The organism is Streptomyces sp. NPDC001270 (genome assembly GCF_042896695.1).
Lineage (GTDB): Bacteria > Actinomycetota > Actinomycetes > Streptomycetales > Streptomycetaceae > Streptomyces.
The window spans coordinates 171,776-192,394 of the sequence record NZ_JBIAXM010000007.1; the positions used below are offsets into that span (position 1 = coordinate 171,776).

General features: G+C 72.1%; 19 protein-coding genes. 7 read left to right on the forward strand and 12 right to left on the reverse strand.

Going from position 1 to position 20,619, the window contains the following annotated elements; translation table 11 throughout:
• The first annotated feature begins 281 nt into the window (after positions 1–281).
• Positions 282–953 (forward strand): class F sortase, encoded by a 672-nt coding sequence (locus ACFY2B_RS14350; RefSeq protein ID WP_390763423.1) that lies wholly within the window; start codon positions 282–284, stop codon positions 951–953.
• 30 nt (positions 954–983) lie between these two features.
• Here the strand turns inward: ACFY2B_RS14350 and ACFY2B_RS14355 are convergent, their stop codons facing one another.
• Positions 984–1,823, reverse strand: coding sequence for a polysaccharide deacetylase family protein (locus ACFY2B_RS14355; protein ID WP_390763424.1), 840 nt, complete (start codon positions 1,821–1,823; stop codon positions 984–986).
• Positions 1,824–2,127: 304 nt separating this feature from the next.
• Here ACFY2B_RS14355 and ACFY2B_RS14360 point away from each other — a divergent pair, with 304 nt between their 5' ends.
• Together ACFY2B_RS14360 and ACFY2B_RS14365 are read left to right on the forward strand one after the other, a co-directional pair.
• Complete coding sequence (locus tag ACFY2B_RS14360) at positions 2,128–2,598, forward strand: universal stress protein (protein WP_390763425.1); 471 nt, start codon at positions 2,128–2,130, stop codon at positions 2,596–2,598.
• A gap of 141 nt (positions 2,599–2,739) precedes the next feature.
• Complete coding sequence (locus ACFY2B_RS14365) at positions 2,740–4,152, forward strand: amino acid permease (protein ID WP_390763426.1); 1,413 nt, start codon at positions 2,740–2,742, stop codon at positions 4,150–4,152.
• 51 nt (positions 4,153–4,203) lie between these two features.
• Here ACFY2B_RS14365 and ACFY2B_RS14370 read toward each other — a convergent pair whose 3' ends face one another.
• Entirely contained in the window at positions 4,204–5,361 is a 1,158-nt protein-coding gene (locus ACFY2B_RS14370) for a CapA family protein (RefSeq protein ID WP_390763427.1), read from the reverse strand.
• A gap of 232 nt (positions 5,362–5,593) precedes the next feature.
• Here ACFY2B_RS14370 and ACFY2B_RS14375 point away from each other — a divergent pair, with 232 nt between their 5' ends.
• From ACFY2B_RS14375 to ACFY2B_RS14385, 3 genes are all read left to right on the forward strand, one after another.
• Positions 5,594–6,142 carry a sigma-70 family RNA polymerase sigma factor gene (locus ACFY2B_RS14375; RefSeq protein ID WP_390763428.1) on the forward strand — a complete coding sequence of 183 codons (549 nt, stop codon included), beginning with the start codon at positions 5,594–5,596 and terminating at the stop codon, positions 6,140–6,142.
• 134 nt (positions 6,143–6,276) lie between these two features.
• On the forward strand, positions 6,277–6,789 hold the full coding sequence (locus tag ACFY2B_RS14380; protein WP_390763429.1) for a hypothetical protein: 513 nt from the start codon (positions 6,277–6,279) through the stop codon (positions 6,787–6,789).
• A 215-nt stretch (positions 6,790–7,004) separates the two neighbouring features.
• The gene (locus tag ACFY2B_RS14385; RefSeq protein WP_390763430.1) at positions 7,005–7,658 is read left to right on the forward strand and encodes a zf-HC2 domain-containing protein; all 654 of its coding nucleotides are present in this window, start codon (positions 7,005–7,007) and stop codon (positions 7,656–7,658) included.
• A gap of 109 nt (positions 7,659–7,767) precedes the next feature.
• On the opposite strand, the gene ACFY2B_RS14390 is transcribed toward ACFY2B_RS14385, so the two are convergent.
• From ACFY2B_RS14390 to ACFY2B_RS14400, 3 genes are all read right to left on the reverse strand, one after another.
• On the reverse strand, positions 7,768–8,631 hold the full coding sequence (locus ACFY2B_RS14390) for an Fpg/Nei family DNA glycosylase (RefSeq protein WP_390763431.1): 864 nt from the start codon (positions 8,629–8,631) through the stop codon (positions 7,768–7,770).
• A gap of 31 nt (positions 8,632–8,662) precedes the next feature.
• Positions 8,663–10,750 (reverse strand): SpoIIE family protein phosphatase, encoded by a 2,088-nt coding sequence (locus ACFY2B_RS14395; protein WP_390763432.1) that lies wholly within the window; start codon positions 10,748–10,750, stop codon positions 8,663–8,665.
• Positions 10,751–10,812: 62 nt separating this feature from the next.
• A complete protein-coding gene (locus ACFY2B_RS14400; RefSeq protein ID WP_390763433.1) occupies positions 10,813–11,319 on the reverse strand; it encodes a hypothetical protein in 507 nt (168 codons plus the stop codon).
• A gap of 161 nt (positions 11,320–11,480) precedes the next feature.
• Here ACFY2B_RS14400 and ACFY2B_RS14405 point away from each other — a divergent pair, with 161 nt between their 5' ends.
• On the forward strand, positions 11,481–12,902 hold the full coding sequence (locus ACFY2B_RS14405; protein ID WP_390763434.1) for a lipase maturation factor family protein: 1,422 nt from the start codon (positions 11,481–11,483) through the stop codon (positions 12,900–12,902).
• Here ACFY2B_RS14405 and ACFY2B_RS14410 read toward each other — a convergent pair.
• From ACFY2B_RS14410 to ACFY2B_RS14440, 7 genes are all read right to left on the reverse strand, one after another.
• Positions 12,890–13,729 carry an amidohydrolase family protein gene (locus ACFY2B_RS14410; protein WP_390763435.1) on the reverse strand — a complete coding sequence of 280 codons (840 nt, stop codon included), beginning with the start codon at positions 13,727–13,729 and terminating at the stop codon, positions 12,890–12,892. The two genes, ACFY2B_RS14405 and ACFY2B_RS14410, sit on opposite strands and share 13 nt — an antisense overlap.
• A gap of 114 nt (positions 13,730–13,843) precedes the next feature.
• On the reverse strand, positions 13,844–14,809 hold the full coding sequence (locus ACFY2B_RS14415) for an aldo/keto reductase (protein ID WP_390763436.1): 966 nt from the start codon (positions 14,807–14,809) through the stop codon (positions 13,844–13,846).
• Entirely contained in the window at positions 14,806–15,570 is a 765-nt protein-coding gene (locus ACFY2B_RS14420; protein WP_390763437.1) for an SDR family NAD(P)-dependent oxidoreductase, read from the reverse strand. The genes ACFY2B_RS14415 and ACFY2B_RS14420 overlap by 4 nt, the downstream gene beginning before the upstream one ends.
• The gene (locus tag ACFY2B_RS14425; protein ID WP_390763438.1) at positions 15,567–16,907 is read right to left on the reverse strand and encodes an enolase C-terminal domain-like protein; all 1,341 of its coding nucleotides are present in this window, start codon (positions 16,905–16,907) and stop codon (positions 15,567–15,569) included. Before ACFY2B_RS14425 ends, ACFY2B_RS14420 begins: the two co-directional genes overlap by 4 nt.
• A gap of 31 nt (positions 16,908–16,938) precedes the next feature.
• Positions 16,939–17,964 (reverse strand): ABC transporter permease, encoded by a 1,026-nt coding sequence (locus ACFY2B_RS14430; protein ID WP_390763439.1) that lies wholly within the window; start codon positions 17,962–17,964, stop codon positions 16,939–16,941.
• Complete coding sequence (locus tag ACFY2B_RS14435) at positions 17,957–19,459, reverse strand: sugar ABC transporter ATP-binding protein (RefSeq protein ID WP_390763440.1); 1,503 nt, start codon at positions 19,457–19,459, stop codon at positions 17,957–17,959. The genes ACFY2B_RS14430 and ACFY2B_RS14435 overlap by 8 nt, the downstream gene beginning before the upstream one ends.
• Positions 19,456–20,535, reverse strand: coding sequence for a sugar ABC transporter substrate-binding protein (locus tag ACFY2B_RS14440; RefSeq protein WP_390763441.1), 1,080 nt, complete (start codon positions 20,533–20,535; stop codon positions 19,456–19,458). Before ACFY2B_RS14440 ends, ACFY2B_RS14435 begins: the two co-directional genes overlap by 4 nt.
• Positions 20,536–20,619: the final 84 nt, after the last annotated feature.

Consider the following 20,619-nt stretch of genomic DNA (forward strand, 5'->3'; position numbering starts at 1 on the left):
AGCACCTCCGGAGTCGACCTTCAGATGTGCGGAACACGCCCGCATGTCGAGAATGGTCCATCCCAGTGATCAGACACGCTGAACGATAAGCGCATAATCGGATGTTGCCGCAGGTCACAGACCGTCAGAAAATTTCCTGTCGGCCGCAACTCGGATGGCGCACCGTAGGGCCTTGCGGCCACCCGTTCGGCGCTTCCCCCGTCGCCGCCCGTGTGCGCGGGACTTAGCGTTCTCGTATGCGCGAATGACACGGCGACGACCGTGTCGAAAGGGGATGGCGAATGTCTGCGTTCGAGCTGTCCGAGCTTTCCGAAGAGGAGGGACGGCGGAAGAAGCGCGCTCCGTGGGGCGTGATAGCGCTTGTTCTGCTGACCGGCCTCGCGCTCATTCGGAACGGGTCAGGGGAGTTCGACGTCGGACCGCCGCAACCCGCGCAGGCCGCGGCCGTCGACCGGCCGGTGCCCGGTGCCACCTTCGCCCCCGCGCCGACGTCGCTGCCGTTCTCCGGGGCGGAGCGGATCACGATCCCCGCGATCCGGGTGAACGCCCCGGTCGTGCCGGTCGGTCTGGACGGCGACGGCTGGGTCGCCGCACCGCCACCGGAGAACCCGAATCTGGCCGGCTGGTTCAACGGCGCCGTCTCGCCCGGCGAAAAAGGAACGTCCGTGGTCGTCGGGCATGTGGACAACAAAGCAGGGCCCGCGGTCTTCTACGGACTCGGGTCCCTGAAGAAAGGGCATCACGTCGAGATCCGGCGCAAGGACGGGAAAACGGCGGTCTTCGAGATCTACGGCGTCGAGGTCTTCTCGAAGAACAGTTTCCCCAGCGACCGGGTCTACGGTTCCAAAGGCACCCCCGAACTGCGCGTCATCACCTGCGGAGGCGGTTTCTCCAAGCAGAACGGCTACGAGGGGAACGTGGTCGTCTTCGCCCGCCTGGTCGAGGTCCACTGAGCGGTCCCGGCCGGGCGGGCGGCACGGCGGTCAGGGGTACGGGCGTCTGGGGATGGTCAGGTGGTAGCCGGCGTCGAGCAGCCGCGGCAGATAGCGCCGCAGCGCGCTGACGCTCTGCGAGCGGTTTCCCCCGGCGTCGTGGGAGAGCACCACGACACCGGGGGCGGCGCCGGTCTCGATCCGGTCGATGATGGTGCGGGTGCCCGGTTCGGTCCAGTCGAGGCTGTCCACCGTCCAGGCCAGCGGCTCCATGCCCATTTCCGAGCCCAGTTGGAAGGCGGCCCGGTTCCAGGCGCCGTAGGGCGCGCGGAACCAGCGCGGGTGCTCGCCGTAGCCCCGCTCGATGGCCTCGCTGGTGCGTTCCATCTCGGAGCGGATCTGCGCCCGCCTCAGCTCGGTGAGCAGCGGATGGGACCAGGTGTGGTTGCCGACGACATGCCCCTCGCCGGCCATCCGGGCCAGCAGGTTCCCGTTCCACTCGGCCATCTCGCCGCAGACGAAGAACGTCGCCCGGACGTTGTACTTGGCGAGGGTGTCCAGGATGTGCGGGGTGTACTGCGGGTCGGGACCGTCGTCGAACGTCAGCAGCATGCGGCGCCCGCTGCCTGACATGCGCAGGATCGGCTCGTCCCGGACCGGTGTCCTGGCGGGTACGGTGCGCGGGGGTCCGTCACCGGTCAGCAGCTGGAGACGGAAGGCGGAGGACTTCATCGCCGCTTGCCCGCCGGGTCCGGCGAAGGGCGCGGCGGGTCGTGCGGGTGCCGGGTCCGTACCGCCGGAGAGGAGGAGGCCGGCGGCGCTCGCCGCCCCCGCGGCAGCGGCTGAGGCGAGCAGCATCCGGCGCCGCGTGAACGTCTGATCCTTCTTCATGACTCATCAGTCGCCCCACGAGGCACCGGGGCACCACTCGGACACCCGGTGCGGCGGCCGGAATCCACCCGCACGGCCCAGAAATCCCCACGATCGGCGTGACCACCGGCGGACCACCGGCGGACCGCGGGGGGCGACCGGGCGGAGTGGCGCGCCCGGCGGCGCGCCGGCCGCGAGAAGGACACAGAGCGGGCCGAAGGCGCCCAAGCAGGCGCTTGCGACCTTTGGGCACAGCGAGGGCGGATCGCCCGTCGAAGGCGCGCACAAGGGGGCGGGACCTGCGGATTCCGATAGCCTCACGGCCGTGACGGAACAGCACGAACAGCATGGGCACACGTTCGAGCGGGGCACGGACGGGCCGAAGGTCATCGTGGTCGGGGTGGACGGCTCCGAGTCCTCGCTGCGGGCCGCGGCCTACGGCGCCGGTCTGGCCCGGCGGCAGCACGCCCTGCTCGCTTTCGTCTATGTGCAGCCGGTGATGGCCGCGGGTGCCGCGCTGGGGGCTCCGGTGGCGGAGACGACGGACGAGATCGCCGAGGGCCTCGTCACCTACATCCGTGAGGCCGCCGAGCAGGTCAAGGGGATATTCGACCTGCGCTGGGAGTTCCACACGTTCCGTGGTGATCCCTACAACGGCCTGGTGAAGGCGGCCGACGAGCTGAAGGCGGACGCAGTCGTGGTGGGCGCGTCCGAGCACGCCGGTCACCGGATCATCGGATCGGTGGCGATCCGCCTGGTGAAGGCGGGTCGGTGGCCGGTGACGGTGGTGCCATAGGTCAGCCGGGCCGTCCCGCGGTGCGGGCGGGGGCGCGTGCCGGGCCTGCCCGGGGCCATGCGTGGCGTCTTCCGCCCCACGGCCCCCTGGGCCATCATGAACCGCCGTCAGCCGATTGCCGCAGGCGAAGAGGTGAGGCTCATGGCAAGGTTCCGCGCGGGTGAAGGAGTCCTCCGCCGCAAACCCATCGAGCACATCGAGGACACCGAGGCCGGGGAGGGCCCCAGGCTGGCGAGATCGCTCGGCCTGTGGCAGCTCACCGCGATCGGGGTGGGCGGCATCATCGGCGCGGGGATCTTCACCCTGGCCGGCACGGTGGCGGGCGGCGTGGCCGGCCCGGCGGTGGTCGTCTCCTTCCTCGTCGCCGGTCTGGCCAGTGCCGCGGCGGCCCTGTCGTACGCCGAGTTCGCGGGTCTGATCCCGAAGGCGGGCTCCGCCTACACCTACGGCTACGCGGTGCTCGGCGAGTTCGCCGGCTGGTTCATCGGCTGGGACCTGCTGCTGGAGTACACGGCGATCGTGGCGGTGGTCGCCATCGGCATCTCCGGGTACTTCAGCTTCCTGGTCGAGGAGATGGGCGCGAACCTGCCGGCGTGGATGCTGGGGGCGCCCGGCACCGGGGCCGGGCACCGGGTGGACCTGTTCGCCGCGCTGCTGTGCCTGCTCATCGCCTGGCTGCTGACCCTGGGCATCCGCAACGCCGCCCGCTTCGAGACGATCGTGGTGGTGCTGAAGGTGCTGGTGGTGCTCCTGGTCATCGGGGTGGGCGTGCTGCACATCACCTCCGCCAACTACCACCCGTTCTTCCCGTACGGGGCAGGCGGGGCGTTCACCGGTGCGGCGACCGTGTTCTTCGCCGTCTTCGGCTACGACGCCATGTCCACCGCCGCCGAGGAGTCCAAGGACGCCCAGCGGCACATGCCGAAGGCGATCATCCTCTCGCTCGCGATCTCGATGGTGCTGTACGTGGCGGCCTGCCTGGTGCTGACCGGGATGCAGAACTACCGGGACATCGACAAGGAGAGCGGGTTCTCCACCGCGTTCAAGTCGGTGGGCCTGAGCGGGCTGGCCGATGTGATCGCGGTGGGTGCGATCATCGGCATCCTCACGGTGATGTTCACGTTCATGCTGGGCGTGACCCGGGTGTGGTTCTCGATGTCGCGGGACGGGCTGCTGCCGAGGTGGTTCGCGAAGACGCATCCGACGCGGCACGTGCCGACGCGGGTGACCTGGATCGTCGGGGCGGCCTCGGCCGCCATCGCCGGGTTCCTGCCGATCGGCGAGGCGGCCGAGCTGACCAACATCGGCATCCTGCTGGCGTTCGTGGTGGTGTGCACGGCGGTGATCGTGCTGCGCTACCGGCAGCCGGATCTGCCGCGCACCTTCCGCACGCCGTGGATGCCCGTCGTGCCGGCACTGGGTGTCGTCTTCTCCATCTGGCTGATCACGTTCCTCCAGTGGCAGACATGGGTGCGGTTCGCGGTGTGGTTCCTGATCGGGGTGGCCGTGTACTTCGGCTACTCCTACCGGCGGTCCGCGCTGGCCGGCCGCTAGTGCCCGGGCACCGGGTACGCGGATCACCGGCCGGCGGCGTCGGAGTTCCGGTCACTGCCCCATGGCCAGACCGTCCTTGGCGGCGCCGCGGGCGAGCACCACGTCCCGGATCCGGTCGCGCACGGCGGTCAGTTCGGCGCCGCCGGCGATGGCCGCGTTGACATCGACGACGCGGCCCGCGTCGAGGTCGTACACCTGCGGGATGAACTCGGCCCGGCTCACCTCCCAGCGGGCGCCGGGCCGGGCCGGCGGCGCGAAGGTGAAGCGGGCGAGGGTGGACTCGTTGCCGCGCGGGTCCTGGAGGCCCTGCCGGTTGTACATCTCGCCGGCGATCTGGTCGCCCATGCCGTACACCACCCAGGTGCCGTTGATCTTCTGGTACGCCTGCGGGACATGGGCGTGGGTGCCGATGATCAGGTCGAGGTCGGGGCGCCCGCCGGTCCGCGAGGCGGTGAGGCGCTCGGCGAGGGCGAGTTGCCGCTCGTCGGGTTCGTCCTGCCATTCGGTGCCCCAGTGCAGCGACACGACGACCACGTCGGCGCCCAGTCGCCGGGCCGTGCGGGCATCGGCGACGATGCGCTTCTCGTCGATCAGGTTGACCGCCCAGGGCTGCCCGGCCGGCGGCGCGAAGCCGTTGGTGTCGTAGGTGTACGACAGGTGCGCGACCCGTGCCGGGCCCGCCCGGAGCATGGTGATGGTCCGTGCCTCCGCCTCGGTGCGGGCCGTTCCGGCGTGCCGCAGACCCGACCGGTCCATGGCGTCCAGGGTGCGGGCGACACCGTCCGCGCCGTCGTCCAGCGCGTGGTTGGAGGCGGTGGAGCAGCCGTCGTAGCCGACGGCGACGAGGCTGGGGGCGATCTCCGGCGGGGACTTGAAGGCGGGGTAGCCGGAGTAGTCGCCGTTCGAGCCGTACACCGTCTCCATGTGACACAGTGCCAGATCGGCCCGCGCCACCACGGGCTGCACACCGGCCAGCATCGGACGGAAGTCGTAGCCGACGCCGCCCGCGTCGAAGTTGGCCCGCTCGATGACCGAGGTGTGCGGCAGCACGTCGCCGGAGGCGACCAGGGTGAAACCGCGGGCCGCGGCGGGTGCCGGGCGCGCGCGGGCGGCCGCCTGGGAGTCCTTGCGGGCCTCGGCCTGACAGGCGGCGGCCGCCGCGAGAAGGGCGGTCAGGGCCAGGGCCACCTGTCGTCTGCGTGCGATCATCAGCTCACCCCAAATTGTTCTTGACTCACCGTCACATTTAGTATTTACCGACAAAAGGGTACGAATCCAACAGGCGCCCCAAACGACTCAGCAGCTCTCTTTAGCCCGTCCGGTGTCCACGGCGGGAACTGACGGACCGTTCGTCGTACCGTTCGCCGACGCGATCGACCGTCCGTCGCAGAGCCCTGTGCGCCCCCTGTCCCGGCGGCGGACCCTGCGGTGCGATACGCCCATGACGGCCGGAACCACCCTTGACCACGGGACGACGACCGCCGACCACGAGCTGGCCACGCTGCAACGCGAGCACGGCCGACCGCTTTTCGCCCTGCTGCTGCGGCTGTGCGACGGGGACCGGCAACGCGCCGAAGATCTCGTGCAGGAGACCTACGTACGCGCCTGGCAGCACCCCGAGGCCCTGCGCGCCGACGCCTTCGACTCGGTGCGGCCGTGGCTGCTGACCGTGGGCCGGCGACTGGCGATCGACGCCCGGCGAGCCCGGCAGGCACGGCCGCCGGAGGTCGGCGACGCCGTCCTGGAGAGCGCCCGGATCTGCGCCGACCACGCCGAGCGCTCGGCCGCGACGCTCGACGTCCGCGAGGCTGTGAAGACTCTCACTCCGGAACACCGTGAAGTCCTGGTGCTCGTGTACTTCCAGGGGGCGAGTGTTGCGGAAGCCGCCGAAACGCTCGGAATCCCACCCGGTACGGTGAAGTCCCGCGCGTACTACGCGCTGCGCGCCCTGCGCCGGGTTCTGCCGGGATACGCGCCCGAACTGCGGTGAAACCGAAGCCTCGGTCAAACCTCGGCAAAGCGCCTTGCCGACGACCCCGCCCGGGCAATCAGCTGTCCTCATCCGTGTTCCGGACCGGGGCGGGGTCCGGGCGACGCGCACGTGACGGAGGAAGGCAGGACGGGATGCTGGACAGAGGTCGACAGAGCACGGACGGCACCGGCGGCGCGCCGGCCGTCCCCATGGCCTGGTTCTACGCCGAGTACATCGCCGACGAACTGCTGCGCACCGGCGATCTGATGCCACCTACGTCCTTCGAGTTCCGGGCCGGCCGGGACGCGCTGGCACTCACCGTGTTCCTCTCCGACACCGACGGCGAACTCTCCGGCATCCGGGTCGTCTCCCAGCTGGAGACCTGGCTCTCGCTGACGGCGTACGACCAGCCGTGGCAGGACTGGGTGCGCGAGCGCATGGCCCAGCTCGCGGCCGCGGCGATCGCCTCGGGCGCCTCCTCACCGGACCTGGACCTCGCCGCGGAGGCATGGCGCTGGCTCCAGGAGACGGAGTTGCTCGCCCCCGACCTGGACGCGGTGCCGGGCGGCGGGCCGGTGGTCGGCGAGGAGGACGGCCCGAAGGTGTGGACCCCCGCCTGGCGGCTCGGGCTGCCCCTGGGACATCTCGCCATCCACCTCTTCTGAGACTCCCTCCGGCCCCTGTGGCCCCCTGCTGAGGCCGGCTCCGGCTTCTGCTGCCGAGGCTTCCCCCCGCCGACGTGTCCGCCTCCTACGGCCATGCTCCGGACCGCTTCGGGGGCTGCTTCGAGACCTTTCGGCTTGAATGATTCGGCTGCCCGGTGCGTACCGGTGGGTGCACCACGTGGTCCCACCCGCACCCAACGGCACGAGGATTCGGCATGAGGTCCCTGGAGAGGCATCGCGACGTCGGCGCTTACGCGCTCGGCGTGCTGGACGAGGCGGAAGCCTTCCGCTTCGAGGACCACCTCATGGAGTGCCCCCACTGCGCGGCGCACCTGACCGGATTCGGCCCCACCACATGGCAGTTGATGCTCTACCGTCGGGCCACGCCGCACCGGGTGCACGCACTCGCCCAGCCGGGACCCCGGCTGCTGGACCGGCTGCTCGGCGAGGTGGCGGCACGGCACCGGGCGCGGCGCCGGCGCTTCCTGTACGGCCTGGCCGCCGCGGTGGTGTTCGCCGGCGCCGGTCCCGGGATCGCCGTCCACGCGGCGCACGGCGCCCCGTCCGTACGGGTCACGGCGACGACCGACCCGGAGTCGGGCGTGTGGGCGCAGGTGACCAGCGAGGACGAGGGCTACGGCAGCGGGGTCGAACTGAAGGTGCGGGACCGGGCCGGTCCGCGTTCCTGCCGGCTGGTCGCCGTCGGCCAGGACGGCACCGAGCAGATCCTGGCCGGCTGGACCGTGCCGGGCCACGACGCCCGGACGAACACCCTGCGCGCCGCCTCCGCGCTGCACCCCGAGGAGATCGACCACTACGAGGTACGGACGGCCGGCGGGGCACGGCTGGCCACGCTGCCGGGCCGCTGAGCGCTCGGCCGGCCGGACCGCGGGCGCGGTGGTCCCCACGCGGCTCCGTGACGGCCGGACACACGGCTCCCCGCACCCTCCTGGAGGCGCTGTCCTGCCCGTGCGGGGGCTATTTCAGCAGCCGGGACATCCGGCGGTCCGCCAGCGGCTTGCCGCCCGTCTGGCAGGTGGGGCAGTACTGCAGGGACGAGTCGCTGAAGGACACCTCGCGGATGGTGTCGCCGCAGACCGGACAGGGCTCGCCGGTACGGCCGTGCACCCGCAGCCCGCTCCTCTTCTCCGCCTTGAGCCGCCCGGCGGCCAGGCCCCGGGAGCGGGCGACCGCCTCCGTCAGGGTGGTGCGCAGCGCCTCGTACAGCCGCCGGTTCTCCTCGGGCGTCAGGGACGCGGCGAGCTTGAACGGGGACATCTTCGCGGCGTGCAGGATCTCGTCGCTGTAGGCGTTGCCCACGCCGGCGATCAGGCTCTGGTCCCGCAGCGCGCCCTTGAGCTGCCGCCGCTCCTGGGCCAGCAGGGCCGCGAGGCGGGCCTCGTCGAAGTCGCCGGCGAGCGGGTCGGGACCGAGCCGGGCCACACCGGGCACCTGCTGCGGATCCCGCACGACGTACACCGCGAGCCGTTTCTGGGTGCCCGCCTCGGTCAGGTCGAAGCCCGCGCCGTTCTCCAGGGCGACGCGCAGCGCGAGCGGGCCCTTGCCGGGGCGCGGCGGGCCGTCCGGCAGCCGGTCCTTCCACTGCAACCAGCCCGCGCGGGCCAGGTGCGTCACGAAGCGCAGGCCCGTGTCCCCCTCGATGTCGAGGAACTTGCCGTGCCGGTGCACGGCCGTGACCTTGCTGCCCTCGAAGGCGCCGACCGGCGGGTCGTAGGTCTTCAGGACGCTGATCGCGACCGGCAGCACCCGGACGACCTCGTGGCCGACCAGGTGCTCGGTCAGGAAATCCTTGAGCGCTTCCACCTCGGGGAGTTCCGGCATACGTCCAGAGTGCCACCCGGGGCCCGGGCGGTCAGCCGCGCCGCCCCACCAGGAACTCGCACCACACGCACTTGCCGCCGCCCCGCGCCTCCACGCCCCAGACGTCGGCGAGCCGGTCCACCAGCAGCAGGCCGCGCCCGGAGACCTCGGACTCCCCCGCCTCCCGGCGCCGCGGCAGGGCGCTGGAGGAGTCCTCGACCTCGACGCGCACTCTGCGCTCGCGGCCGACGAGCACCCTGAGGGTGACGGTAGCGGAGCCCTCGGTGTGCATGAGGGCGTTGGTCATCAGCTCGTCCGCGGCCAGTTCGATCTCGTCGGTGTGCTCGCGGGCACCCCAGGCGCGGACCGCGGCCCGGATCATGTGCCGGGCCATCGCCAGGGCGTCCGGGTCACCGGGGGCCACGTGCTGCTGGAGCCGGCCGCCGCCCCGGGCGGCGTCCCGGCTCCGGCGGCGCAGCAGAAGCAGGGCCACGTCGTCGTCACCGCCGCGCTCCTCGGCGACGTCGATGAGCCGGTCGGCCAGCGCACGTACGTCCTCCGGGCCGGTGGCGATGAGCGCGGTGAGGGCCCGCACGCCGTCGTCGAGGTCGGCGCCGGGCTGTTCCACCAGGCCGTCGGTGCACAGCAGGAGGGTCTGTCCGGGGTCCAGCTCGAGGGTGGCGACCGGGTATTCGAGCTGCCCGAACTCGGCGGACAGACCGAGCGGCAGCCCGCCGTCGACCGCCACCCGGCGGCAGCTCCCGTCGGTGTGCCGGATCAGCGGGTCGATGTGCCCGGCCCGGACCACCTGGACCACCCCGGTGGCCAGGTCGGCCTCCGCGTACAGGCAGGTGGCGAACCGGTCGGTGTCCAGCTCGTGCAGGAAGACGGAGGCCCGGGCCATCACCGCCGCCGGGGTGTGTCCCTCGGCGGCGTAGGCGCGCAGCACGATGCGCAACTGGCCCATGACGGCCGCCGCGTGCGTGTCGTGCCCCTGGACGTCGCCGATGACCGCGCCGACCCGGCCGCCGGGCAGCGGGATCAGGTCGTACCAGTCACCGCCGATGTCCCGGCCGAGGGAGCCCGCGGCGGAGCCGGCGCGGTAGCGGACGGCGACGTCGGCGCCGCGCACGCTGGGGATGGTACGCGGCAGCATCGCCTGCTGGAGGCCCTGGGCGAGGTCCCTCTCCTGCTCGTAGAGCATGGCCCGTTGCAGGCTCTGCGCGATGCTGCTGCCGAGCGCGATCAGCACGGACCGCTCCTCGGTGGAGAAGCCGCGGCGGTCGCTGTAGAGCAGTCCCATGGCGCCGATCGGGCGGCCCTGGGCGATGAGCGGCAGATAGGCGGCGGAGGTGATGGAGAGGCCGATGATGTGCGGCCACAGGATCGGATAGTTCGCGGCGAAGTCCTCCGGCGATTCGATGAAGCGCGGGCTGAGCATGCGCACCGCCTCGCTCATCGGGTACTGCTCGTCGATCCCGGTGAGCAGGGTGCCGGGCACGAAGCTGCCCTCGGGTCCCTCGGCGACCAGCCGGATGCGGCCCGCCTCCACCAGGCCCATCACCAGGCTGGCCGCGCCCAGGTGGCGTACGCCGTCGGAGTCCTTGAGGGCGTCGATGACGTCCTGGACGCTGTGGGCGTGCGAGAGGGCGGCGGTGATGACCTGCACGACGTTGCTCTGCCTGCGGAAGGCGGCCTCCTGGGCGACCCGCAGACGGCGTCCCTCGCTGTCCTCCAGCTCCTGGGTGGCGTCGCGGACGATGCCGATGACGCGGCGCGGCCTGCCGGTGTGGTCGCGCCGGATGTAGCCCTGGGTGTGCGTCCAGCGGTACCGTCCGTCCCGGCGGCGGATGCGGAAGTACGCTCCGTAGTTCTCGCTGCCGTCCTTGATGGCCCGCGAGATCACGGCGTCGATCCGGCTCGCCTCGGTCTGGGGGATCCGGAGGCCGAGCGACTCCAGGCGCCCGTCGAATTCCTCGGGGAACAGGTCGAACACCTCGTATGCCTGGGCATCCATGTGGTACAGACCGGTACCCAGGTCCCAGTCGAAGGTGCCCATGCGGTTGAGCGCCAGGAACGGATCCGGGTGAGCCGGCCAGTCGTCCGGGACTGACAGGGCGCTCGCTCCCCGATCAGCCATGGGGCCACCTTGCCAGGATTCGTCCGATTCTTCGAGTGGTGCCGGTGCGGCCACGGCGACGCTCAGCGGCCGAGGGCGCCGGCGGGGCCGTCGAGGATGCCGCCGCCGACGGTGCCGGCGTCCGGCACCGGGCCGGCGCCTGCGGGCCGGGCGGGCGTGTCCGGGCCGGTTCCCGGGCCGCCGGGGCGGCCCGGGGCGGCTCCCGGCTCCGCCGCGGGGGCCGGGAGCGGACGGGACGCGGACGGAACCGGACGGGCATCCGCGGTGGCCGGGCGGGCGGCCGGAGGCACCCGGCGGGCCGCCGGGGGAATCGGGCGCGCGGCCGGAGCGCCGTCCGCGCGGACCGGCTGGGCCGTCCGGGTGAGCGGGGACGGCGGCGCCGCGGTGGCCACGGTGGCCGTGGAGTCCGCGGAGGGACCGGGTCCCGGGGCATCCGACGGCTCCGGGCGGGCCGGGCCGCCCGACCGGGTGACCCGGCCGGCACCGCCGCCGGGGTGGGCGAGGAGCGGCGCAACCGAGCGCACCGCGAGCACACTGACCGTGACGATGGTTCCGGTGGGTATCCGCACCGCGTTTCTCCGACCTCGTTCGGGCACTGTCGGGGCATTTCGTGACCATTGTCTGTGTCGCTCCGCCGGGTCACGCAAGCGGAGCGGTGCGGTACGGAGAGTGCGGCACGGAGAGTGGGGTACGCGCCCGCGGGTGACACTGGAAGAAGGAGCGCACGGCCGTGGACTGGTTCACCGCACCCGAGTACTGGCTGAGCCGACTGGTGTTCCAGCGGGCTCTGGCCGCCGTGTACCTGGTCGCGTTCCTGACGGCCGTCCTCCAGTTCCGCGCCCTGATGGGCGAGCGCGGGATGCTGCCGGTCCCCCGGTTCGTGGCGCGGGTGCCGTTCCGGCGCGCGCCGAGCCTTTTCCACCTGCACTACTCGGACCGCTTCTTCGCCGCTTGCTGCTGGACGGGCTGCGCCGTGTCGGCGGCGCTCCTCGCGGGCCTGGACTCCCGGCTCCCGCTGGCGGGCGCGATGCTGTTGTGGCTGGTCCCCTGGGCGCTGTACCTGTCGATCGTGAACGTCGGCCAGACCTGGTACGCGTTCGGCTGGGAGTCGCTGCTGCTGGAGGTCGGTTTCCTCGCCGTGTTCCTCGGCAACGACGAGGTCGCTCCTCCGGTGGTGGTGCTGTTCCTGCTGCGCTGGATCCTGTTCCGGCTGGAGTTCGGCGCGGGTCTGATCAAGATGCGCGGCGATCCGTGCTGGCGGAAGCTGACCTGCCTCTACTACCACCACGAGACCCAGCCTATGCCGGGCCCGCTGAGCTGGTTCTTCCACCGGCTGCCGAGGCCGTTGCACCGGGTGGAGGCGGCGGCGAACCACGTCACCCAACTCGTGGTGCCCGTCCTGCTGTTCACCCCGCAGCCGGTGGCGACGGCCGCGGCGGCGCTGATGATCGTCACGCAGCTGTGGCTGGTGCTGTCCGGCAACTTCTCCTGGCTGAACTGGATCACCATCGTGCTGGCGCTCTCCGCGATCCGGTACCCGGGCACACCCCCGCGGCTGCCCGCGGCCCCGCTCTGGTACGTGGGTGTGGTGCTCGCCGCCGCCGCGCTCGTCGTGTTCCTCAGCCACCGCCCGGTGGTCAACATGGTCTCCCGGCGCCAGGTGATGAACCGTTCCTTCGACCCGCTGCACCTGGTGAACACCTACGGCGCTTTCGGCAGCGTGAGCCGGATCCGCTACGAGGTGGTGGTCGAGGGCACGCTGGACGCCGTACCGCGCGCGGACGAGGGGTGGCGGGAGTACGAGTTCAAGGGCAAACCGAGTGATCCACGGCGCTGGCCGCGCCAGTTCGCCCCTTACCATCTGCGGCTGGACTGGCTGATGTGGTTCGCCGCGCTGTCGCCCGCCTACGCCGGGGAGTGGTTCGCCGGCCTGGTGGAGCGGCTGCTGGAGAACGACCGCGACACACTGCGGCTGCTGCGCCGTTCACCGTTCCCGGCGGACCGGCCGCCGCGCTACATCCGCGCCCGCCTCTTCCGCTACCGCTACACGACCTGGCAGGAACTGCGGGCGACGGGCGCCTGCTGGGAGCGCACGTACGTCCGCGAGTTCCTGCCGCCGACCCGGCTGGCGGCGACCGCTCAGATGCCGTAGACCCGGGCGGCGGTGCCCTCGAAGACCGCGGCGCGCTCGGCCGGAGCGAGCTGTGCGGTCAGGTCCCGGGCCGTGGCGAGCACCCGGCCGTACGACGCCGCCAGGGTGCACACCGGCCAGTCGGAGCCGAACATCAGCCGGTCGGGCCCGAAGGCGGCCAGCGCCGTGTCGGTGTACGGGCGCAGGTCATCGGTCGTCCAGGACGCCGGGTCGGCCTCGGTGACCAGTCCGGAGAGCTTGGCGACCGTGTTGGGGAGCGCGGCGAGCGCCCGGAGGTCCGCCGTCCAGGACCCGGCCCCGCCCGAGGCGACGGGCGGCTTGCCCAGGTGGTCCAGGACGAAGGTCAGCCGGGGCAGCGCCGCCGCGGCCCGGGCCGCCGCCGGCAGCTGGTGGGGCAGGACGACGAGGTCGTAGACCAGGCCCGCGTCGGCCACCGCCGCGAGGCCCCGGTGGACGTCCGGGCGCAGCAGCCACTCGGGGTCGGGTTCGCCCTGGACCTGGTGGCGGATGCCCTTCAGGTACCGGCCGCCGGGGAGTGCGCGCAGCCGGGCGAGTTCGTCGGCGACGTCGGGCCGGGTGAGGTCGGTCCAGCCGACGACCGCCGCGATCAGCTCGTGCCGGTCGGCGAGGGCCAGGAACTCCGGTGTCTCCTCGGCCGCGGTGACGGTCTGGACCAGGACGGTGCGGTCCACTTCGGCCGCGTGTGCCTCCGGTTCCAGGTCCTGGACCGTGAAGGTGCGCCGGATCGGCTGGAGTTCCGGCCCGGTGATCCATTCCTGGTCGCGCACCGCGAGGTCCCACACGTGGTGGTGGGCGTCCACCGTCATGGCAGCTCCCCGACGTGCGCGGCCTCGGGCGCGGTGGTCCGGTCCGGGTGGACCTCGGTGTGCGGGACGGCTCTCAAGACGGCTCCTTCTCGGTTCTCGTGCCGGTGCGGTGGGTCACGACGGCTCCCCGGTCAGCAGGCCGGTGTCGCGCAGTTCGTGCCAGAACGCGTCCGGCACCGGGGTGCCGAACTGCTCGGCGGTGTCCCGGACCTCGGCCGCCGAGCGGGCGCCGACCAGGACGGCGGCGACCGCCGGGTGCGCGGCGCAGAAGGCGAGGGCGGCGCCCCTGAGGGTGATGCCGTGCCGGTCTGCGACCGCGTTCATGCGCAGCGCCCGGTCGAGCAGTTCGGCGGGCACCCGGGCGTAGTCGTAGGTCGCCGAGGGCTTCGGGTCGGCCAGCAGACCGGAGTTGAACGCGCCGCCGATGACGACGGACACGCCCCGACAGGCGGCGGCCGGCAGCAGTTCGGTCCGGGCCCGCTGGTCGAGCAGGGTGTAGCGGCCCGCGCACAGCACCACGTCCACGTCCGTGTCGCGGACGAAACGGGTGAGCATCTCCGCCTGGTTCATGCCGGCGCCGATCGCGCCCACCACGCCCTGCGCGCGCAGTTCCTCCAGGGCGGGGTAGCCCTCGCGGAACGCCTGCTCGGCGTGGTGGTCCGGGTCGTGCAGGTAGACCACGTCGACCCGGTCGAGGCCGAGCCGTTGCAGGCTGGACTCCAGACTGCGGCGGACGCCGTCGGCGCTGAAGTCCCAGACGCGGCGGTGGGTGGCGGGCACCGCGAAGCCGTTGGCGAGGTCGTCGCCGCCCGCCGTCGACGGTTCCAGGCGCCGGCCCACCTTCGTGGAGACGGTGTACTGGTCGCGGGGCAGCTCCCGCAGGGCCGCGCCGAGGCGGCGTTCGGCCAGGCCGAGGCCGTAGTGCGGGGCCGTGTCGAAGTAGCGGACGCCCCGCTCCCAGGCCGCGGCCACCGCCTCGTGCGCCTGCTCGTCGCCGACCTCGGTGTACAGGTTGCCAATGCTCGCGGTACCGAGGGCCAGGGCGCTGACCGGGACGCCGCTGCGGCCGAGGGTGTTCACCGGGCCTCCGGGCGCAGCCGCAGCCCCTGCATGCCGCCGTCGACGGCGAGGGAGGTGCCGGTGGTGGCACCGGACAGGGGGCTCGCCAAGTAGGCGATGGCGCCCGCGACTTCGGCCGCGGAGACGAGCCGGCCGGTGGGCTGGCGGGCTTCCAGGGCGGCGCGTTCGGCCGCCGGGTCGGCGGCGGAGTCCAGCAGCCGGCCGATCCACGGGGTGTCGGCGGTACCGGGGTTGACGCAGTTGACGCGGATGCCCTCGGGGAGGTGGTCGGCGGCCATGGCGAGGGTCAGGGAGAGGACGGCGCCCTTGGTGGCGCCGTACAGGGCCCGCCTGGGCAGGCCGGCGGTGGCGGCGATCGAGCAGGTGTTGACGATGGCGGCGTGCCGGGAGCGGCGCAGGTGGGGCAGGGCGGCGCGGGCGGCGCGGACCATGCCGACGACGTTGACGTCGAAGACGCGGTGCCATTCGTCGTCGGTGTTGTCCTCGACGGTGCCCTGGGCGCCAATGCCCGCGTTGTTGACCAGCACGTCCAGGACGCCGTCGGTGCCGAGTTCCGCCGCCGCCGCGTCCACCGCGGCGCGTACGGAGGCGTCGTCGCTGACGTCGGCGCGCAGTCCGAGCAGCGGCTTGTCGACCGCGGACGGGTCCAGATCGAGGACGGCGACCCGGGCGCCGCGTGCGGCCAGGAGCTCGGCGGTGGCCCGGCCGATCCCGGACGCGCCGCCGGTCACCAGGGCCGTCAGTCCCTCGAAGTCGTTCATGCCGCGTGTCCCTTCCGGGTCTCGGGGTCGGCGGCCCAGTAGGTGCCGCCGGGGTAGGTGTAGCGCGCGATGGACTCGGGCCGCATGGCGGCGGAGAAGCCGGGCGCGGTGGGGGCCGCGTAGTGGCCGTCGTGGACGACCACCGGGTCGAGGAAGTGCTCGTGCAGGTGGTCGACGTATTCGATGACCCGGTCGTCGGTGGTGCCGGAGACCGCCAGGTAGTCGAACATCGACAGGTGCTGGACGAGTTCGCACAGGCCCACCCCGCCCGCGTGCGGGCAGACCGGGACGCCGAACTTGGCCGCGAGCAGCAGGATCGCCAGGTTCTCGTTGACGCCGCCGACCCGGGCCGCGTCGATCTGCACGATGTCGATGGCGTCGGCCTGGAGCAGTTGCTTGAAGACGATGCGGTTGTGCACGTGCTCGCCGGTGGCGACCTTGACCGGGGCCACCGCCCGGCGGATCGCGGCGTGGCCGAGGACGTCGTCGGGGCTGGTGGGCTCCTCGATCCAGTACGGGTCGAACTCGGCGAGCGCCCGGGTCCACCGGATCGCCTCGTCGACGTTCCAGCGCTGGTTGGCGTCGACGGCCAGCCGGATGCCGGGTCCGACGGCGGCGCGGGCTGCGCGGCAGCGGCGCACGTCGTCGTCGAGGTCGGCGCCGACCTTCAGTTTGATCTGCCGGAAGCCGTCGGCGACGGCCTGGGAGGCGAGCCGGGTGAGTTTCTCGTCGTCGTAACCGAGCCAGCCCGCGGACGTGGTGTAGCCCGGGTAGCCGCGCTCCAGGAGGCGGGCCCGGCGCTGTTCGGCCCCGGCCCGGCCGCGGCGCAGCAGGGCCAGCGCCTCGTCGGCGGTGAGCGCGTCCGTGAGGTAGCGGAAGTCGATCTGCCGCACGATCCACTCGGGGTCGGCGTCCGCGAGCAGTTGCCACAGCGGCTTCGCGGCCCGCTTGGCGGCGAGGTCCCACACGGCGTTGACCACGGCCCCGATCGCCATGTGCATCACGCCCTTCTCGGGTCCGAGCCAGCGCAGTTGGCTGTCCCCGATCAGGTCCGCGAAGAGGGATCCCGGGTCGTCGCACATTTCCTCGACGGAGCGGCCGACCACGTGGTTCCGCAGCGCCTCGATCGCGGCGACCTGGACATCGTTGCCCCGCCCGATGGTGAAGGTGAACGCGTGCCCCTCGTGTCCGTCGGCGGCGTCGGTGCGCAGCACGACGTACGCCGCGGAGTAGTCGGGGTCCGGGTTCATCGCGTCGGACCCGTCCAGCTCGCGCGAGGTCGGGAAGCGGATGTCGTGGGTGTCGACCGCGATGACGCGGGCCGGGGTCGGGGACACAGAATGCCTTTCGGTCGGTGGAAGGTGGGGGTCAGTCCTGGGCCCGGCCCGTGGTCACGCGGGCGATCATGAGGGCGAGCAGGATGATTCCGCCGTAGATGGCCTGGATCCAGAACGAGGGCACCTGGGCGAGGGTGAGCAGGTTCTGGACGACGCCGAGCAGCAGGACACCGGTCAGCGCGCCGAACATGGTGCCCTTGCCGCCGTCCAGGCTGATGCCGCCGATGACCGCGGCCGCGAACACCGTGAAGATCATGTTGTTGCCCTGGTTGGCGCTGATCGCGCCGACGTACCCGGTCTGCATGATGCCGCCGACCGAGGCGAGGACCCCCGCGACGACGAACACGCCGAGCATCACCCGTTCGACGCGGATGCCCGCCGCGCGGGCCGCCTCCACGTTGCCGCCGATGGCGTACAGGGCGCGGCCGACACGGTGGTACCTCAGCACCAGTCCGGCCACCGCGAAGGCGACGGCGGCCAGCCACACGGACAGGGGGACGGAGAGGAAGGTGGTGGTCGCGAGCGAGTAGAAGCTGTCCGGCATGCCGAAGAGGGTCTTGCCCTTGGTCGCGCCGACCAGCAGGCCGCGCAGCACGATCAGCATGGCCAGCGTCACGATGAACGCGTTGAGCCGGAACTTCACGACCAGGACGCCGTTGAAGGCGCCGACCAGTGCGCCGGCCACCAGGACCGCCAGCAGGGCGAGCGGGGCCGGGAACTCCGTTCCCCAGCCGGACTGGGCGGCGGGCAGCACGAGGAGCGCGCCGACCGCGGGCGCGATGCCGACGACCGACTCCAGGGACAGATCGAACTTGCCGGTGATGAGCACCAGCGACTCGGCGAGGACGACCATCGCGAGCGCGGCCGAGGCGCCGAGGATGGAGATCAGGTTGCGTTCGGTGAGAAACGAGTCGTTGACCACCGCGCCGAGCACCAGGAGCAGCAGCAGGGCCGGGACGAGGGCGAGTTCGCGGGCCCGGCGGAGCAGCACCGTCCGGGCCGCGCGCGGGTCGGCGGCGCGCGCCGGCGCCACCGGCACGGCCTTGGTGTCAGCCATGGTCCACTCCTTCGATGGAGGCGATCAGCTCGTGGTCGCGCCAGCCGGCCGGGTGTTCGGCGACGATGCGGCCGTGGAAGAGGACGAGGACCCGGTCGCAGCGGCGCAGGTCGTCCAGTTCGTCGGAGACGACGAGCACGGCGGTGCCGTCGTCGCGGGCGCTGTCCATGCGGGTCAGCAGGGACTCCTTGGACTTCACGTCGACGCCCGCGGTCGGATTGATGAGGACGAGCAGGCGGGGCTCGGAGGCGAGGGCGCGGGCCATGACGACCTTCTGCGCATTGCCGCCGGACAGGTCGGAGACGGGCTGTTCGGGGCCCTCGGCGTGGATGTCGAGGCGTTCGATCAGCTCGCCGGCGAAACCCCGCTTGCGGTCGGTGCCGACGAAGCCGAGGCGGCCGAGCCGGTCCAGGACGCTCATGGTGGTGTTGTCGCCGATGGTCATGCCGGGGACCAGGCCCTGCTCGTGCCGGTCCCGGGGCACGCAGCCGACCCCGGCGCGCAGCGCGGCGCGTACGTCGCCGAACGGGAGGTCGCGCCCGTCGATCCGGGCCGAGCCACCGGTCGGGGTGTGCAGTCCGGCGAGGGACTCGGCCAGTTCGATCTTGCCGCTGGCGCTGCTGCCGGCGATCCCGAGGACCTCGCCGCGGCGGACCGTGAGGTCGATGCCGTCGTACGCGGCGGAGGTGAGGCCGCGCACGTCGAGCACGACGGGTGCGTCCGCGGCCACCGTGTCGCGGGTGTTCTCCTGGGCCGCGACCGACTCCCCGGCCATGGCCTCCACGAGGGCCGCGCGCGGCAGTTCGGCCACCGGGGCCGTGACGATCCAGCGGGCGTCGCGCAGCACCGTGACGGTCTGGCAGACCTCGTACACCTCCTGGAGGTGGTGCGAGATGAACAGGAAGGTGACGCCGGACTCCTGGAGCGTGCGCATCCGGGCGAACAGCCGCTCGATCTCCCGGTTGTCGAGCTGCGCGGTCGGCTCGTCGAGGACGATGAACCGGGCGCCGAAGCTGAGTGCCCGGGCGATCTCCACCATCTGGCGGTCCTCGACCTTGAGGTCGGCGGTGCGCGCCTCGGGGTCGACCTGCACGTCCCAGGTGTCCAGGAGGGTGGCGGCCTCGGCGCGCAGCCGGCGCCAGCTGATGAACCCCCGGCTGACCGGCTGCCGGTTGATGAAGAGGTTCTCGGCGACCGTCAGCTCCGGGACGACCGTGGGCTTCTGGTACACGCAGGCGACGCGGCGCCGCCAGGCGTCCCGGTCGGCGAGCGGGGGTGCGGGCTCGCCGTCGAAGCGGACGGTGCCCTCGTCGGGGGCCTGAAGGCCGGTGAGAACGTTGACCAGGGTGGACTTGCCCGCGCCGTTGCGGCCGACGAGGGCGTGCGACTCGCCGGGCAGCACGGTGAGCCGGCCGTCGGCGAGGGCCACGGTGGGCCCGTAGCGCTTGACGATGCCCTGGGCTTCCACGAGAGGGGTGGCGAGTGGGGTGCTCATTTGACCGAGTTGCCCCACAGCTTGGGGTCGTCGACGTTGTCCTTGGTGACCAGCGGGGCGGGCAACTGATCTTCCAGGATGCCGCTGGGCAGCTTGACGATGGTGGAGTCGTGGTCGGTCGGCCCGGGCTCGAACGTCTTCCCCTCCATCGCGGCCTTGATGTAGTACAGGCCGTACTTGGCGTAGGCGTCCGCGGGCTGTGAGACGGTGGCGTCGATCTCGCCCTTGCGGATGGCGTCGAACTCCTGCGGGATGCCGTCGTTGGAGACGATGGCGATGTGGCCCTGCTGCCCCGCCGTCTTCAGCATGCCCTTGGACTTGAGGGTCTGCAGGGTGGGCGCCAGGTAGACGCCGCCTGCCTGCATGTAGATGCCCTTGATGTCGGGGTTGGCGTTCAGCAGTGTGTCCAGTTTGGAGGCCGCGGTGTCGGACTCCCACTTGGCGGGGATCTCCAGGACCTTCAGGTCCGGGTACTTCTTGCTCACACAGGACCGGAACGCCTCGGACCGTTCACGGCCGTTGACCGAGGCGAGGTCGCCCATGATCTGGACGACCTTGCCGCTCTTGACGTGCTGCCCCAGGTAGTCGCACGCCTTCTCGCCGTAGGCCACGTTGTTGGCGCGGACGACCATGGCGACCTTGCCCTTGTCCGGGGCGACGTCCACCGCGACGACCGGCACGCCCTTGCGTTCGGCCTGGTCGAGCCCCGCCTCGATGGCGGCGCTGTCGAGCGGCGCGACGACCAGGCCCTTGACGCCCTGGTTCAGCTCGTTGTTGATGTCGGTGATCTGCTGCGAGGGGTCGCTGTTGGAGTTGACCGTCTTCAGTACGTCGACGCCCTCGGACTTCGCCGTCTTCGGCACGTAGTCGTTGTACGACTGCCAGAACGGCGAGGTCAGCAGCGGCAGGATCACGCCCACCTTGCCGGTGCCGCCGCCTGCGGCGCCGGAGGCGCCGTCGTCCTTGGTGCTGCCGCACGCGGCGAGCGCGAGCGAGGCACCGACGGCCAGGGCCGTCGCGCCGATGATCCGGGTCCGGTTCCGCTTCCTCGGTGACCTCAGTGTTCCGCCGGGCATCTGCTGGCTCCTAGTCGACGTCGTCTGGCCGATGCCCGCATACTTATCAGACCACTCGGCTTCCACAACACCCCTGCGGTGCTG